The sequence below is a fragment of the Candidatus Magnetominusculus xianensis genome (assembly GCA_001541255.1).
In the GTDB taxonomy this organism is placed as follows: Bacteria; Nitrospirota; Thermodesulfovibrionia; order Thermodesulfovibrionales; family Magnetobacteriaceae; genus Magnetominusculus; species Magnetominusculus xianensis.
The window spans coordinates 34,178-50,941 of sequence record LNQR01000068.1 but is presented as its reverse complement, the minus strand read 5'-3'; the positions used below and the strand labels follow the sequence as shown (position 1 = coordinate 50,941).

General features: G+C 48.4%; 14 protein-coding genes and 1 tRNA gene. All 15 read right to left on the bottom strand.

Annotation, left to right across the window (positions count from 1 at the left end; all coding sequences use genetic code 11):
- Window positions 1–155: 155 nt before the first annotated feature.
- A complete protein-coding gene (locus ASN18_RS09710) occupies window positions 156–446 on the bottom strand; it encodes a hypothetical protein (RefSeq protein ID WP_157072923.1) in 291 nt (96 codons plus the stop codon).
- 49 nt (window positions 447–495) lie between these two features.
- Window positions 496–1,035 (bottom strand): hypothetical protein, encoded by a 540-nt coding sequence (locus ASN18_RS09705; RefSeq protein ID WP_085052549.1) that lies wholly within the window; start codon window positions 1,033–1,035, stop codon window positions 496–498.
- A gap of 13 nt (window positions 1,036–1,048) precedes the next feature.
- Complete coding sequence (locus ASN18_RS09700) at window positions 1,049–1,309, bottom strand: hypothetical protein (protein WP_085052548.1); 261 nt, start codon at window positions 1,307–1,309, stop codon at window positions 1,049–1,051.
- Between the two features lie 96 nt (window positions 1,310–1,405).
- On the bottom strand, window positions 1,406–2,533 hold the full coding sequence (locus ASN18_RS09695) for a glycosyltransferase (protein ID WP_236861651.1): 1,128 nt from the start codon (window positions 2,531–2,533) through the stop codon (window positions 1,406–1,408).
- A gap of 23 nt (window positions 2,534–2,556) precedes the next feature.
- Window positions 2,557–3,432 carry an NAD-dependent epimerase/dehydratase family protein gene (locus ASN18_RS09690; protein WP_085052546.1) on the bottom strand — a complete coding sequence of 292 codons (876 nt, stop codon included), beginning with the start codon at window positions 3,430–3,432 and terminating at the stop codon, window positions 2,557–2,559.
- Window positions 3,420–4,127, bottom strand: coding sequence for a sugar phosphate nucleotidyltransferase (locus tag ASN18_RS09685; RefSeq protein ID WP_085052545.1), 708 nt, complete (start codon window positions 4,125–4,127; stop codon window positions 3,420–3,422). The genes ASN18_RS09690 and ASN18_RS09685 overlap by 13 nt, the downstream gene beginning before the upstream one ends.
- Window positions 4,120–5,109 carry an NAD-dependent 4,6-dehydratase LegB gene (locus ASN18_RS09680; protein ID WP_085052544.1) on the bottom strand — a complete coding sequence of 330 codons (990 nt, stop codon included), beginning with the start codon at window positions 5,107–5,109 and terminating at the stop codon, window positions 4,120–4,122. Before ASN18_RS09680 ends, ASN18_RS09685 begins: the two co-directional genes overlap by 8 nt.
- 25 nt (window positions 5,110–5,134) lie before the next feature.
- Window positions 5,135–5,620, bottom strand: coding sequence for an acetolactate synthase small subunit (ilvN, locus tag ASN18_RS09675; RefSeq protein ID WP_085052543.1), 486 nt, complete (start codon window positions 5,618–5,620; stop codon window positions 5,135–5,137).
- A gap of 32 nt (window positions 5,621–5,652) precedes the next feature.
- On the bottom strand, window positions 5,653–7,395 hold the full coding sequence (gene ilvB, locus ASN18_RS09670) for a biosynthetic-type acetolactate synthase large subunit (protein ID WP_085052542.1): 1,743 nt from the start codon (window positions 7,393–7,395) through the stop codon (window positions 5,653–5,655).
- Window positions 7,396–7,633: 238 nt separating this feature from the next.
- Window positions 7,634–7,706: transfer RNA gene (locus tag ASN18_RS09665), tRNA-Ala, on the bottom strand.
- A gap of 81 nt (window positions 7,707–7,787) precedes the next feature.
- The gene (locus ASN18_RS09660) at window positions 7,788–9,308 is read right to left on the bottom strand and encodes a B12-binding domain-containing radical SAM protein (protein ID WP_085052541.1); all 1,521 of its coding nucleotides are present in this window, start codon (window positions 9,306–9,308) and stop codon (window positions 7,788–7,790) included.
- A gap of 1 nt (window position 9,309) precedes the next feature.
- Window positions 9,310–10,335, bottom strand: coding sequence for a lysophospholipid acyltransferase family protein (locus ASN18_RS09655; protein ID WP_085052540.1), 1,026 nt, complete (start codon window positions 10,333–10,335; stop codon window positions 9,310–9,312).
- Window positions 10,336–10,342: 7 nt separating this feature from the next.
- Window positions 10,343–11,866 (bottom strand): flippase, encoded by a 1,524-nt coding sequence (locus ASN18_RS09650; protein ID WP_085052539.1) that lies wholly within the window; start codon window positions 11,864–11,866, stop codon window positions 10,343–10,345.
- Window positions 11,867–11,881: 15 nt separating this feature from the next.
- Entirely contained in the window at window positions 11,882–14,296 is a 2,415-nt protein-coding gene (gene gyrA, locus ASN18_RS09645; protein ID WP_085052538.1) for a DNA gyrase subunit A, read from the bottom strand.
- Window positions 14,297–14,323: 27 nt separating this feature from the next.
- Window positions 14,324–16,750 (bottom strand): DNA topoisomerase (ATP-hydrolyzing) subunit B, encoded by a 2,427-nt coding sequence (gene gyrB, locus ASN18_RS09640; RefSeq protein WP_306688866.1) that lies wholly within the window; start codon window positions 16,748–16,750, stop codon window positions 14,324–14,326.
- Between the last annotated feature and the right edge of the window lie 14 nt (window positions 16,751–16,764).

The following is a 16,764-nucleotide window of genomic DNA, read 5'->3' as shown; positions in this document are numbered from 1 at the left end:
ACCTGAAGGGGACTTTCACCCCTCTGACTATGCACACTCACAGGCGCACGATTCCAGCGAAAGCTGGAATCTATAGGACGAAATGGCTATTGTAATTTTCAAATGCGTTGCCCTGGTGCTACCGTTAAAGGATTGTCCAAGGGATTATTCTGGCATCAGGGCAGACAGTCGGCCTCGCCCTCGGCAGAGTAACACTTGTCGTCTGTACCGCGGACAATACACTGCCCTTCGCATGCCTTGAAGGTTTTATTGCATAGGTCTGCTGTGCTTGGGTCATCAAGACATGGGACACATAAAAACAGCCCACTACTGCACAGCGGTATCTTTGCAAACCCCACAACATACCACAGCGACTTCTTCTGGCAGGACAGATACATACTCGTACATATCCTGCCAAACTCCGCAGCAGCTGTTCCATATATCAGACAAACTACCACTAAAGCCATCAATAGCGACGCTGATAATTTCTTTCTCAGTCTAACGCCGCACCCCCATCTATTCCAAAAACTTTATCGAGTCTATTATCTTCTGCAGCTCAGGTCTTGCAGCCGCAAACTCATTGGCTTCGCTTGAGGCCATGAAGTTGAAGTAGAAGTTTTCTCTGTCATAGCACTGCCATATGATGCGCTGTGGGCCGCCCTTACCGGCGTCGATAAGTTCCCAACCCCTTGCGTACAGGACGGTCTTATTATTTATCTTCTTCACATCATCGCGTCGTTTGGCCGCTATGTTCTTGCCAAGTTTAATGTCCTCCAGCGCCGACTTCAGCGATGCCTTAACCGAGGCCTCTGCCGGGAAACTGCTTCCAAGCGGCGTGTACTGATACATGAAGTGCTGTGTTGTGCCGGTCTTTCTAAAAACCATGTTTTCTGAGTCCGGTGTGCCGGATGTGATTTCCCAGCCCTGTGGAATCGTAAACGTAAACTTCCTCTGAGTGTTCGTATATGTTGTCCCCTCTGCGGACGCTTCTGCCGCAACAAATGTTAGCAAAACAAGCAGTGCAAGCGCTGCATCTCTGATTAAGAACCTCTTCATTTCAATCCTCCGTTTACCATGTCTTCTTGCCTGAACCGGCGTAAGGCAGGTTCTTCAGGTCATTAGTGCTGGTGGAAGGTGCTGAAGTGCCTGATTTTGGCTGCTGCTGAGTAGGTTTTGCAGTATCAGGTGATGATTTTGTTTCGCTGACTGACGTTCCCTGGTTCTTTTCATCCACTTTTTTGTCTGCCCCATATGAAGATGACACTAACGCCAAAAACAACAACACCAGAAGTAATGCCGCTTTCTTACAAGTTTTCAGTGCATTCCTCATATAATCTCCCCCTTTGTAATTAGATTCCTTATCACCCTTACTTTGTTATATCATTTTCATGGGGATTTAAACAAGGGCGCGGCAGCATCAGACTGTTTAAGAACGGACAAGGTTTGTGAGCGTGGCCTCTGTTTTTGCCGCCATTTGTCTGACGCTGAAGTGGTCTTCTATTCTGGTGCGAGCCAAGCTGCGGGCATCAGCCATTTTTGCCGCAGGCCAGTCCAACATTGTATTCCATGCCTCTGCCATAGCAGCCGGGTCTTTTTTGGCAACGCCAATTCCCGTATCCCCAACAATCAACCCTGAGTCCCCAACATCGGTCACAACACAGGGCACACAGCAGGCCATCGCCTCGCAGATAACATTAGAAAGCCCCTCGCTTATCGATGCCGACGTTACTATGTCCATCGCATTATATGCCCCGACTATGTCGGCCACCCAGCCAGCCCATATGATTTTACCGTTAAGTGGTGCAGCCTCGTGCCTCAGTCCTTCAGCGAATTCTTTAGCACCAGTCCCCACACAGACAAATCGTACTTCTGGGCGCTTCGAGGCAAGAATTGCTGCGGCCTTTAAGAACGTCCGGTGGTCTTTTATAGGGTCAAGCCTGCCGAATATCCCTATTAGTTTTACGCCTTCAGGACATTGCCACTCTTGCCTTTGGGTCTCACCAGCGATGTCAACCGGCCTGAACCGGTTGGGGTCAATGCCGTTGTGAATCACTATCATGCGATTGGCACTATAGCCGCAGGCGGTGTGATGCCTCATACCGGCTTCAGAGTTGGCTATTATCAAATCGGGAATGCGTGACAGCAGCGCCCCTGCCTTAAACATAAAGGTAGACACCCAGTGATACAACGACAGGTCCATGTCCGACGACAGCAGTCCCCACACTACCTTTGCCCCAACTGCCCTGCCAACCAGTGCCCCTGTCTCGTTTGAAACCCCCATGAAACCGTACACTATGTCGGGTTTAATTGAGCGTGCCTCTCTGAGTATGCGGACAACTGGTACAGGGTCCCATCTGCTCCTCTGACCAAAGGTTACAACACGAACGCCTTCGACCCCCTCAAGTTCAGCACGAAACGCCCCGCCGTCGTAAAATGCCCCGACGGTAATAGAAAACCTTGCCTTATCCAGCGCCTTTACTAGCTCTATGAGCTGCCTTTCGGCGCCTCCGGTGTCAAGGGTTTGGATTAGGAAAAATACCTTTATCTTTTTCATCGCAATATTTTTCATCATTTTTATCACGGCGCCCAGTGCAAAACACTCTGCCTTAGTCCTTCATCAATACCAAACTTAGGTGCCCAGCCGAATGTCTTTTTGATTTTTCGTGTGTCTGCCGTACAGTCGGGTATCTCGTTTTTCCTCTGCTGCCCCTCGGATATAACCTTCTTATTGGTTGCTGTGATTTGCTGGAGTTTATTAATTATCTCTTCGACAGAGTAACTCTCTCCTGAGCCTATGTTAAATATCTCCGGGGCTGTACATTTATAATCGAATATGGCAAACATATATGCAGCTATCACGTCGTCAATATAGATGTAGTCGCGACGTGGGGACAGGTCTTTCACTATGATTGAATCAGAGGCTGACAGGCATTGGCTTATCAGCGATGGTATCAGAAATGCCCTGCCCTGGCCCTGGCCATAGATATTAAATGGCCTGAAGATAACGGGCACGATGCCGTAGTCCTCGTAGTATCCCCTTATGAGTACCTCACCGATGAGTTTACTCCGGCCATATGGGTTTTGGATGCCGACAGGGTGATGCTCGTCAACCGGCAGCCGCTCCGGCCTTCCATAGACGTATGAACTAGCGTAGATGATTTTTTTAATTGCATTTGCGCGGCAATACTCAAGGACATTTAACGTGCCGCTGATGTTTTCACGATACACGCGGGCCGGGTTTTCAAAGGCGTCGGGGACAAATGTCCTTGCAGCAAGGTGTACGACGGCGTTGACCTTTCTGATGCCCACAAACGAATTAATATCAGTTGCATCCCTGCCGTTTGTTATGTCAAACTCTACAACATCTGTGCCCTTGTCTTTGAGTCTTCTGAGAAGATGCCGCCCCACAAAGCCATCGCTTCCTGTTAATAGTACGCTTGTTATGCCTTCCATTGGTTTATCAGTTCTACGGCCTTTTCATAGTCCGAGATACGTCCGATGTCAAGCCAGCGCTCACCAATGTCATAGACGTAAATGTGTCCTCCTGCCTTTTTCAGCGAATCTATCAAAGAGGGCATGTCAAGAGGCTGGTCTTGTGGGATGTGCTTAAACACGGACTGGCTTAATATGTATATACCTGCGTTAATAAAATAACTGTAGGATGGTTTTTCCATTATATTTTCTAGTAAACCATCACTGTCTTTATTAATAACGGCATAGGGGACAGTGAACTGATAGCCCTTTATGCCGATGGTGATATCAGCCTTTGTTTCCACATGCCGGTCATACATTTTATCAAGGGGGACGTTCATAATCAAATCACCGTTTACGACACAAAACGGCGCTGTCAGTTGGTCCCTGATGAGGCCAAGCGAGCCTGCCGTGCCCATTTTCCGGGGTTCTTTAAAGAGATGCACTGTTAGGGCGTCATCTTTGCGGCTTTCAAGCCATCCCTCAAACTCCCTTGCCTTATAGTTTACTGAGACATAGATACCACTAAAACCGGAGTCCCCTAGGCAATCAATAATATGGTCAAGCACCGTAGTCTCTCCAACTGGCAGCAGGGGCTTTGGCAGGATAAATGTATATGGCCTGAGGCGAACGCCCTCGCCGCCTGCCATTATTACGGCCTTTCTGGTATCAGACATTATATATGTCGGCCTTGTACTTATCTATGTTCTTTCTTATCCACTGAATTGTCTCATTGAGACCTGCATCAAGGGAATAAGATGCCCTCCAGCCGGTTGAGGCAAGCCTTGTGGTGTCGGCCCAGAGTCTTTCGACTTCGCTGTTTGACGGCCTGGCCCTTTTTTCGTCGAACTCGATGGTTAGATTGGCATCCATTAGTTCCATAATCTTTGATGTGAGGGTGCCTATGCTGATCTCAAAATTCGAGCCGATGTTTGTTACTGAGCCAATGGATTCCTCTGATTCGGCAAGGCTTATCATGGCAGATACGGTGTCCTTTACAAAGGTAAAATCCCTTGTGGGGTGCTGCGAGCCTAGCTTTATTATTTTTGCCCCGGCCTCTATTTGTGTAATAATTGTCGGAATAATAGCGCGTGCCGACTGCCTCGGGCCGTATGTATTAAATGGTCGTACTATGGTAATTGGCAGCGAAAATGCCTTGTAAAAACTCTCTGCAATAGCGTCGGCACCTATTTTTGTCGCTGAATAGGGGGACTGCCCCTGAAGCGGGTGCCCCTCGTCTATCGGGACATATCTGGCTGTGCCATATACCTCGCTGGTAGAGGTATGAATAATCCGCTTGGTCTTAAAGTCTTTTGCGGCCTGGACGATGTTCAATGTACCTTCTATGTTGGTCTTTACATATGATGCTGGGGCGATATAGGAATATGGAATGGCGATTAACGCAGCAAGGTGAAAGACAATGTCCATTCCATCAAGGGCGTCCCTGACGTTATAGGCGTCTCTGATGTCGCCACAGTAAACATCTAATTTACTTTTTAGCTCCTCATCAAATGTGTCTATCCATCCCCATGTATTGAAGGAGTTATAATAAGTGAACGCGCGGACCGACGCACCAAGTGCTAAGAGTGCCTCTACCAGATGACTACCTATGAAGCCGCAGGCACCTGTGACTATGACTTTTTTGCCTTTCCAATCCATTGGTTTATGTTGAGCCTGGCTGGATTCAGCCCCTGGATCTCTCCCGCGCTATGGCAATCTTCCCTGAGCGGACGAACTCTTTTACACCCATCGGTTTGACAAGTTCAAGAAATGCCTCTATTTTAGACTCATCCCCTGTTATCTCTATCGTATAGGTCTTGAGGCTTGAGTCCACGACCCTGCCTCTGAATATCTCGGCAAGGCGCAGTACTTCGGCCTTTTGCTCTTGAGTGGGCGTGATTTTAATCATGACCATTTCTCTTTCAACGTGGTCAACATCAAACAGGTCTTGAACCTTTATCACATCTATTAGTTTATTCAACTGTTTGTTGATTTGCTCGACAATCTGGTTTTCACCCCTGGTAACAATAGTCATTACAGAGATTTTCGGATCAAGCGTCTCTCCGACAGAGATACTCTCAATATTATAGCCGCGACCGCTGAACAGCCCGGCAACCCTTGACAGCACACCAAACTTATTTTCTACCTGCACAGATATCGTATGTCTCATAGCAGCTCCTCTCGTGTTACTTATTAATCGTGTTACTTAACGGCTTTGAGTTTCTTCGTTTCCTTTTCCTTCTTAGGCTCTTCCTCGTCGAAGATCATCTGGTCAATCGCTGCACCTGCGGGAACCATAGGGAACACCTTCTCTTTCCAGTCGATGACGAAGTCCATGAAGACCGGTTTTTTGGTCTTTAGCGCCTCTCTGATTACCGGCTCTACGTCTGAGGGCTTCTCCGCACGCAGCCCTACGGCTGAGTATGCCTCGGCGACTTTGACAAAATCCGGCACCACGTTGAGATTGCTGTGTGAGTACCTCTCGTTGAAGAACATCTCCTGCCACTGCCTGACCATGCCGAGGTAGCGGTTGTTGAGGATTGCCACCTTTACGGGGAGTTCATAGACAACGGCTGTGGCAAGCTCCTGTATGTTCATCTGAATGCTGCCGTCACCGGCTATGTCTATAACGGTCTTATCGGGATTGGCGACCTGAGCGCCGATTGCCGCAGGGAACCCGTATCCCATTGTGCCAAGCCCGCCGGAGGTCAGAAATGTACGCGGCTTGTCAAATTTAAAAAACTGTGCTGCCCACATCTGATTTTGCCCTACCTCTGTGGTTATAATGGCGTCTCCGCCTGTGGCCTCGTAGAGTTTTTCTATTACGTACTGGGGCTTAATCACTGTGTCAGAGTACTTATAGCTCATGGGCTTGAGTTGTTTCCAGTCATCGAGCTGCTTAAGCCATGCCTTTCTTATCTCAGTCCACTGGGTCTTCTGCTGGGTTCTAACGATTTGGTTCAGTGTTGTGAGGATATTTTTCGAGTCCCCAACGATAGGGATATCTACGTGTACGTTTTTTCTTATAGATGTGGGGTCGATGTCTATATGTACGATAGTGGCATGTGGGGCAAATGCTGAAATCTTGCCTGTCACCCTGTCGTCAAACCTCATGCCTACGGCCACTATAAGGTCAGAGTCCTGAATCGCCATATTTGCGTAATATGTGCCGTGCATACCGGGCATCCCCAGAGACAGCGGATGTACCGATGGGAAACTGCCTATCCCCATGAGGGTGGTTATGACGGGTACTTGTGTAAGCTCGGCAAGTTCTCTGAGTTCATCAGATGCGTTAGAGAGGATTACACCGCCACCGGCAATGATAACCGGCTTTTTCGACTTAGCGATCTCATCGACGGCCTTTTCAATCATCTTTCTGTTACCCTCGACGGTTGGATTATAGCTGCGTATCTGGATTTTCTCAGGCCAGTTGAAGTTCCCCGTTCCTGCTGAAATGTCTTTGGGCAGGTCTATAAGCACCGGCCCCGGCCTGCCTGATGAGGCAATATGAAATGCCTCTCTGATAGTGGGGGCGAGGTCGTCGATGTTCTTTACCAGATAATTATACTTTGTACACGGGCGTGTAATGCCAACAATGTCTGCCTCCTGAAAGGCGTCGTTACCGATGAGCATAGTGGGAACCTGCCCGGTCAGCACAACGATGGGAATGGAGTCCATTGCGGCTGTGGCAATGCCGGTTACGGTGTTTGTAGCGCCTGGGCCGGACGTGACAAGCGCCACGCCGACTTTGCCGGATGAGCGGGCGTAGCCATCTGCCATGTGTGTGGCACCCTGTTCGTGCCGCGTAAGAATCAGCTTAATATCTTTTGCGTCATAGAGGTAATCGAAGAGATTTAAGACAACACCGCCGGGATACCCGAATATATGCGTAACCCCTTCTTTTTTTAATGACTCTACGACAATCTCAGCGCCGCTAACTTTCATATTTCATGCTCCTTTTTCATGCTCCTATTTCATGCTCTATGACGCGTGGCAGCCCCACGCGATATATTTTTTCACAGGCATAACTATAACACATCTCTATCCGCTTAGTAAACACTCCCAAGCTCCCTAAATCCACCACCATAATAAGCCGCGGCGCCAGTTACCAGAATAACTAACCGGAACGACGTATTTTGGGGGTGTCTGAAATATTATTACTTAATATCTGCACCTTAGGTAATGGACGGTAGGGGATTCGAACCCCCGACCCCCACGTTGCGAACGTGATGCTCTCCCAGCTGAGCTAACCGCCCATGATGTCTCTAACCACGCTATTGTTTCATATTACTATCAATAAAATCAATCAATTTTACAGGCAGGGTCGGCCTGCTGTCTCACCCTGACCCGGACTTTAACTTGTGGACTCTTCTCCTTCTGGTTATAAACGCCATTACCTTTGACAATAAAAAGGCAGGGTCATTTTTCAGCATGAACAGCAGGTACTGCTTACTTCGCTTCAGCCTTACCGAGAGGGTATTGTTGTAGTTGTAGAGCCAGTGGGCTATAGTGTTTACATATTTATCGAAGTCTTCCCGTTTTATGTTTTTTACGTAATAGGCATCCGGCCAGAACGGGAAATTGTTCCAATCCGCTGCTGGTGCAACTAGCCCCATCTCTATACATTTATCGTACTCCGAACTGCCTGGCATCGGGTCAAATATGTTAAAGGCAAGCTCACCTGCCCGCAGCTCTTTCATCAGATTAAATGTATCCGTAAGGTCTTCTATCGTCTCATCAGGGAACCCCGCCATAAAGAACCCGCCAACACCAATCCCTTTTCTCTGAATCAAGTCAAACGCCATTTTTATCTGCTTGTTTGAGACATCCTTGTTTATCAGTTTTTTTATCCGCTCACTGCCGCTTTCTACCCCTATCTCCAGCTTTACACAGCCGGCCTTTTTCATCAAATCAAGGATTTCACTGTCGATTAAATCTGCCCTCGTTGCCGTCTTCCAGCTTATCTTCAGACCGGAGTCTATGATTGACCGGCAGTAGCGCTCAATCACCTTTCTGTTAATCGTAAAGGAATCGTCCCAGAACATGATATAACGTGTGCCAAATTTCTCCTTTAGCACCTTTATCTCCTGGATTACGTTTTCAGGGGTGCGCAGGCGTACCTTTTTGTCCCAGAAATTGCGCGATGAACAAAATGTACATCGAAACGGGCAGCCCCGCGAGACAATCATACTGCCCAGGGACTTAAAATCAAAGGACTCCGGGTACAGCACTGCATCGCGCGCCGGAGGCGGCACTTTGTCTATCTCAGCGATGGCATCTCTCATTGGATTGTGTACTGTGGCAGCATTTTTCTTAAACGACAGGCCCTTTATCTCAGAGAAAGAGCCGCCGTTTTTCAGCGTATTGCACAGCTCCAGTGAGGCATATTCGCCCTCCCCTCTGATTACGAAATCGACCTCCTCGTTTCTCAGGCATTCCTCCGGCATAAAACTTGGATGAAGACCGCCCCATAAGACATAGCAGTCCTTATCGTACTCCTTGCAGAGCTTGCTTATCTTGAGCGCTGAGGCAACCTCTACCGAAAGGAGCGATATGCCCACAAGGTCAGGTTTATATGCCCGCAGGGTCTGTCTAACCTCTTCCCACACATAGTGCGAGTCATTGTTTATGGCATCGAGGTACCTGCGATAGCCCTTTGAGCGCAGGTCAAATCCGATGTCTGCATCAGGGATGAGAGAGTCATCTCCTTTTTGGGGATTTTCTGCATGGTATAAATTTGCATCGAAGCCGTTTTCCCTTAATACCGATGTAATGTAACCCAGCCCCAGGGGGAAGTACGGTGCCTGCCCCGCCCCTTTGAGGCGTGTATATGGCGGTCTTATTAGTAATACCCTCATCTTAACTCACCTTTCTCTCACACAATAAATGATTTATGTTTACTACAGGGGCAACCTGTTCTTCAACAAAAAAATCTGGGTCTCCAAGTCCAGCCATATATGTACGCAGGGCTAGAAAATCAAGGTAGTGAGACGGGTGTCTCAGCACATACGGCTCCAGGCGCTCAACAAACTCACGAATAAATGCAGTGATTGCCCTCTGTCTGCCCTGCCTGTCTTTAGCCGGTGCCGACAGCGGCCCTTCTATTATCATCGTGTTATATCCCTTAGAGTCTCTTAGAACAAACGTGGGCAGGACAGTACAGCCCGTGCGAAGCGCAAGCTCGGCAGAACCGGTTGAAAATAGCGCCTTTTTGCCAAGGAAATCCACTGCCGCCCGCTCCTTTCCACTGCCGCCGTCAATGGCAACCCCGAGGATTTCATTTCTCCTCAGACACAGAAATGCCTCTTTTAATGAGCCGAATATGTTGATATGCCGAACGGGCAGCGATTCCTCACACTGCCATTTTATCTCCATTGTCCTTCTCTCTATCAGGTTTTGTTCCTTGCCCAGTATCTCTGTCCACACAGTAGCGGGGGCACTTAACTGGCTCATCTTAAATCCCCTGTAACCGATGGCCGGCATGACCATCTGGTTTGCCCCAAAGTGCGCAAATAGCAGCATCGTACCCTTACCGGCGGCAATTGCCGCGTTGAGATGTTCAATACCCTCTATACCGATGATGCCATCGATGTTCTGTTCATTCATCGTTGGATAGAAAAATGTCTCGATTTCTTTTTGGAACAGATTCGTAAACGTCAACCTTACCATTGAGTCAATATCCTTGTTCGCGGAATCAGGGAAAAGCAGGCGTGCCTCCTGCTCAATTGCCTTTCTCTTCCTGCCTCTTAAGTAAAAGGACACCCCACCCATGAACTGCCCCACCGTATATGAAGTCCCAATCGGCAGCAGCCGTACACCAATACGAAATGGGTAAATATAAAAAAACTTCGCGGCATTCTTAACAATCCCTGTCAATCTACTCATATGCTGATTACGGGCATTTTCTGCGCGGCCCCATTTTGAAAACTCTCAGATATTTCATAATGTTTAATCTCTGAGCAGTATCCCTAACAAATGCCCTATCCTCCTTGTCGATAACACCGAGGGCCATAATTAATATTAAATACGCGGTGATGGCTGCTGCAAGCCTTACCACCAGCCACATACCCTCAATTGCCTCACTACCTATTATAACAAAAACCGCAGCTATAAATACCTTAACCGCCGCGGCAGCCGGTATTTTAAATATCCTCCTGCTGTGAGTTATATAGCACGACAGCGCAAAGCTGACAAAATATGCCGAAATACCAGAGAATGCCGCCCCCATAAATCCATAAGCCGGTACACTAAATAACATCGACACAGAGACAAATATAAATGGCGCCAGATTACACAACACAAACTCCTTCTGCATCTTCAGCGATATTAAAAATATGTGTATGAAGTTTGTGATAAACAAAAATGCCACGGCAAAAGACAAAACCCTCAGCACACTGCCTGACTCCGCATACTTTGCCCCATATAATAATTGGATAAGCTCCTTTGAAAAGATAAAAAATACGATTGAGACATTTACCGAAAACAAGAGGAAAAACTTAAAGAGCCTGCTGCCCATGCTTTTGATTTTCTCAAAGTCACTCTCAGAGGCAAGTATGGACAACCTGGGCAGGAAAACGGTAACAAATATCTCGCTCAGTATGAGGATTTGAATAATAAGCCCATGCCCGGTCTCGAAAAAGGCGACATCGGCTGCCCCCCTCATCTCCTTTAAAAACAGCGAAGGAACCCTTGCCAAAAGCTGCGCGAACAAGACCCCTATCCCCAGGCTGAACGAATTCACAATAAATGTCTTAAACAGGTCTTTAGGTAAATCACGCGCCGGTCTTGCAAATCTCCCGGACATAATCTTCACGCTGATAATGAGCTGCACTGCGTTGGCCGCGCAAATCGAGGCAATCACGTATGCGTATCCGCCCTTGAACAGTATCAGTATTGAGACAAGCACAAGCACGAGCGCCGAATATATAGTAGTTATAAACATCTCATAGTGCATCTTCTCATAGGCCCTGAAGACATCCTTCGCTAAATCAGAAAATGCACGAAATATCTCAGACAACGATGCGATTAATATCGCAATGAACAAAAGCCTGTCAACCTTCATAACTACTGAGATAATGACAAGGGCACTAAAGGCGGCAATCGTAACATACCCGCGCAGCTTAAAGGCAATTCCCAGATAAACCGCTGCCCTTTCACGATCCCCCGATACCTCTCGCACCAGTGTTTGCCCGATGCCATAAAACGCAACGCTCATAATGCTTGCCGTGAGGTTGGTTATAAAGATGAAATTACCAAAGTCATTGACGCCAAGGCTCCTGGCAAGGCCAAACAGCAGCAGAAAGCCTGTGCCAATCCTCAGTACCCGCGATATTAGAATAAATACATAGTTTCTTACGATTAAGTCTATGGGGCTGGCGTTGTCAGGTGGTGACGGCGGAGTGTCTGGCCTACTCATAGTGTGCCGCTAAGATCACTCCTTGTCCTTTTCGGCAACCTTGCCAATGCCGACGATGGCGTTTTCCTTACCTACGTCCATGACCTTAACGCCCTGCGTGTTTCTGCCTATGACGTTGATGGTGTCAACAGATGTGCGAATCATCTTACCCGCCTTTGTGACTATCATTATTTCGTCTTCATCTCTTACCTGTAGCAGCCCTATGACGTTGCCGCCCTTCTCTGTTACCTTTATAGATATAACTCCATGCCCACCGCGGCTTTGTACATTGTACTCATTAGTTTTTGACCGCTTTCCAAAACCAAGCTCCGTAACGGTCAGAAGCGATGTCCTCTCTTCGATGACCTCGGCGGCAACGGCCTCGTCTCCTTCTTTGAGTCTTATGCCGATTACACCCCTTGAGCTTCTGCCGGTAGGTCTTACGTCGTCTTCGTTAAAGCGAATCGCTATGCCAAAGCTGCTGCCAATCAGTATGTCCGACTTTCCGTCTGTTACCCTGACGGCTATCAGCTCGTCGTCTGCGTCTATGTTTATGGCAATGACGCCCTTACCGCGCGGGTTGCTGAATTCCTTCAGCTCGGTCTTTTTTACTATCCCTTTTTTAGTGAACATCATCAAATACCCTGTGTCGAAACCCTTTACGGGCAGGGCTGTGGCTATTTTCTCGCCCGATTGCAGCTGGAGCAGGTTCACAATAGCCTTACCCTTAGCTGAACGGCCTGCCTCTGGTATCTGATAAATCTTCTGGGTGTAGAGTCTGCCCAGGTTTGAAAAAAACAGGATATAGTCATGCGTAGAACCAATAAAGAGTTGCTTGACGTAGTCCTCTTCGCGCGTTTCCATGCTCAGTGACCCCTTGCCGCCCCGCCGCTGCCTGCGGTACTCAGAGATTGGGTTTCTCTTTATATAACCGTTGTGCGATACGGTGATGACCATCTCCTCTTCGGTAATCAGGTCTTCTATAGAGATTTCCTGAATGTCTGAGACTATTTCGGTGCGCCGCTCATCGGCATATTTTTCATTAATCTCAGTCAGCTCATCCCGTATTATCTGGTCTATGAGGGTGGCGCTGCCCAGAATTGCCGTCAATCTCTCTATCTCTTTTATCACCTCGTTATATTCGCTTATGATTTTCTCTCTCTCAAGACCGGTTAGGCGCTGAAGGCGCATATCTAAAATCGCATTTGCCTGAATCAGCGTCAGTGGGAACTGTGTAGTCAGCCCCAGCCTTGCCTCGTCCGGGGTCCTGGCCGCCCTGATTAGCTTAATTATCGCGTCAAGGTTGTCCAGGGCTATCTTTAGTCCTTCTAATATATGGGCGCGCTCCTGGGCCTTTCTAAGGTCAAACTTCGTCCTTCTTATAATAACATCCCTTCTGTGCTGCAAAAACTCTGAAAGGATACGCTTAAGGCCCATCACATGCGGCTGCCCGTGAGACAGGGCCAGCATTATAATCCCAAACGTCACTTCCATCTGCGTATGTTTATAGAGATTGTTCAATACCACCTGGGGCATCTCATCCCTCTTTAGTTCGATAACTACCCTGATTCCATCGCGGTCGGACTCATCTCTGAGGTCTGATATGCCCTCAATCTTCTTTTCGCGGACGAGTTCGGCGATTTTCTCCATCAATCTGGCCTTGTTTACCTGATATGGCATCTCATCTATAATAATGCTCTCGCCACCCCTTGAGCGCTGCTCAAAAGATGCCTTTGCACGCACACGAATCTGCCCGCGCCCTGTTTCATAGGCGTCCTTTATTCCCTTAAGGCCAAAGATTATACCACCAGTTGGGAAGTCCGGCCCTTTGATATATTTCATCAGCCCGGGCACATCTGTCTCCGGGTCGTCAATCAGTTTTATCAGCGCTGCCGACACCTCACCGAGGTTGTGCGGGGGGATGTTCGTGGCCATTCCTACAGCTATGCCTGAGGCGCCGTTGATTATAAGATTTGGTATAGTAGATGGCAGGACGAGCGGCTCTTCTGTGGTCTCGTCAAAATTGGATATAAAGTCCACGGTCTCTTTGTCTATGTCACGCAGGAGTTCCTCGGCTATCTTTGCAAGGCGTGCCTCTGTGTACCTGTACGCCGCTGCCGGGTCGCCGTCCATCGAACCAAAGTTCCCCTGCCCGTCAATAAGCGGGTAGCGCATGTTAAAGTCCTGGGCCAGTCTCACAAGGGCATCATATACGGCGCTGTCGCCGTGGGGATGATATTTCTTTAGCACCTCGCCAACGACGCCTGCACATTTAGAGTACCTGCGTGTTGAGAGCAGCCCCTCGCGAAACATCGCATAGAGAATCCTCCGCTGTACTGGCTTCAGGCCGTCTCTTACTTCTGGCAGCGCCCTGCCTATGATTACGCTCATGGCATAATCAAGGTAGCTTACCTTCATCTCCTCTTCGATGCTTACTTGTATGGTGGACATAGTTACACTCTCTCCTAAGTATCTATATTATATATCTATATTTCGGGCTTCAAGGGCATGTTTTGTAATAAACTCCTTCCTCGGCTCTACCTGGTCACCCATCAATATTGTAAACAGGCCGTCAGACTGCACTGCGTCCTCTATGGTCACCTGAATCAGTATGCGCCTGTCCTGGTCCATTGTCGTCTCCCAGAGCTGCTGGGGGTTCATCTCACCTAGACCTTTGTACCGCTGGATGTTCAAGCCCTTTTTGGCCGCCTTCATGATGAACTCAAGGAGTTCTCCAGTAGTATTAAACTGCTCTTCCTCTGCCTGATACCAGAGTGTATATGGCGGGTCTCCCAGTTCCTCTACTATGGTGTAGTAGGACTTCAGTTCTTTAAACTCCGGGCAGTGGATGAATTCCGCATTGAGGGTCAAGGCGTTTGACTTTCTTATTATCGCGGCAGAGTGGCTCAAGTGCTCTGCATCAAATTCAATCTCGCCGGTCTCTGTCTCCGACAGTTCTGTTTTCAGCTTCGACAACAGATTGGCAAGGGCCGCCTCGTTTTTGATTATTATTTCTAAATCTCTTGTCCTGAGCAGGTATTTCAGCACTTCCGGGTCTTTACGCCGCTTTGAGTGCCACTCTATGAGTTTTTCAAAATTCACAAGCCGCTTTAAATATGGCAGAAAGGTCTTGCCCTTCATCCTGGCGCCCCGGACTAAGACCTCCAGTTCGCCTGCAACCAGCTCATAGAGCATGTCCTGGAGTTCTGCGTCGTTTTGAATATATTTTTCTGTCTTGCCCTTTTTTACTTTATAGAGCGGGGGCTGGGCAATATACAGGTAGCCGCGTTCTATTACCTCCGGCATCTGGCGGTAAAAAAATGTCAGCAGGAGCGTGCGTATGTGTGCGCCGTCAACATCGGCGTCTGTCATCAGCACTACCTTGTGGTAGCGCAGCTTTGCGATGTCAAACTCATCTGAGCCGATGCCTGTGCCAAGCACAGTGATAAGTATGCGTATTTCCTCAGAAGACAGCATCTTGTCAAATCTGGCCTTCTCGACATTGAGGATTTTACCCCTTAAGGGCAGTATCGCCTGAAACCTCCGGTTACGCCCCTGTTTTGCAGAGCCGCCGGCAGAATCACCTTCTACGATAAATATCTCACTCAGGGCAGGGTCTTTCTCAGAGCAGTCGGCAAGTTTTCCGGGCAGGCCAAGGTCCTCAAGCGCGCCCTTTCTCCGCGTAAGTTCACGCGCCTTTCTTGCCGCATCGCGCGCCCTTAGGGCTTGTACGGCCTTGTCTATTATCTTTCTTGCCGCCGAGGGGTTTTCCTCAAAATACACAGCAAGCCTCTCGTTTGATATCGACTCCACTATGCCCTTGACGTCGGTATTGCCAAGTTTCATCTTCGTCTGCCCCTCAAACTGGGGATTGGGCAGCTTTACGCTGATAACTGCGGCAAGGCCTTCTCTTACGTCCTCACCGGAGAGCGAGCCTGTCTTCAGGAGGCCGGTTGAGGATATATATGTGTTAGTGCTTCTGGTCAGCGCTGCCTTAAAGCCGCTCAGGTGTGTGCCGCCTTCTCTTGTGTTGATGTTATTTGCAAAGGAATATATCATTTCAGCATAGCCGTCATTATACTGCATCGCTATTTCTACAATTACGCCGTCTTTTTCCCCGTATATATAGAGGGGTTTGTCCTGAATGACGCTTTTATTTACATTTATATGCTCAACGAAGGAGATTATGCCCCCTGAATAAATAAATTCATTCTTTTTGTCAGTCCTTTCATCCTCAAGCGTGATTTTCAGGCCCTTGTTCAGAAATGCAAGCTCTCTGAGCCTTTGTGACAGAATGTCGAAACTCAGCTCTGTAGTTTCAAAGACCTCCGGGTCTGGTTTGAAGATTATCTTCGTCCCCTTTCTCTGGGTCTCACCGACCTGCTTAAGACCTTCACAGGGGAAACCCCTCTCAAAGCGCTGCTGATAGACCTTTCCCTCTCTTCTTATCTCAAGCTCCAGCCATTGACTAAGGGCATTTACCACAGATACGCCAACTCCATGAAGGCCGCCAGAGATTTTATAAGCCGAGGAGTCAAACTTTCCCCCGGCGTGCAGCTCCGTCAGGACTATCTCTGCGGCGGTTCTGCCCTCGGGGTCATCTGCGTGGACATTCGTAGGGATACCCCTGCCGTTGTCTATTACTGAGCAGCTGCCGTCGTGGTGCAGCATTATATCAATATTTGTACAATGCCCCGCAAGCGCCTCATCTACGCTGTTGTCCACTACCTCGTAAACAAGGTGGTGCAGGCCGTCAACTCCGGTTGAGCCAATGTACATGGCAGGGCGCGTCCTCACACCCTCAAGACCTTTAAGAATTTTTATTGATTCCGCCTGATAGTCATTCATGTTTAACTCATTAGGCGGCATACCGGCCAGACCGGTATCCTTCTGAACATCACCCATTATTTTACCTCTGA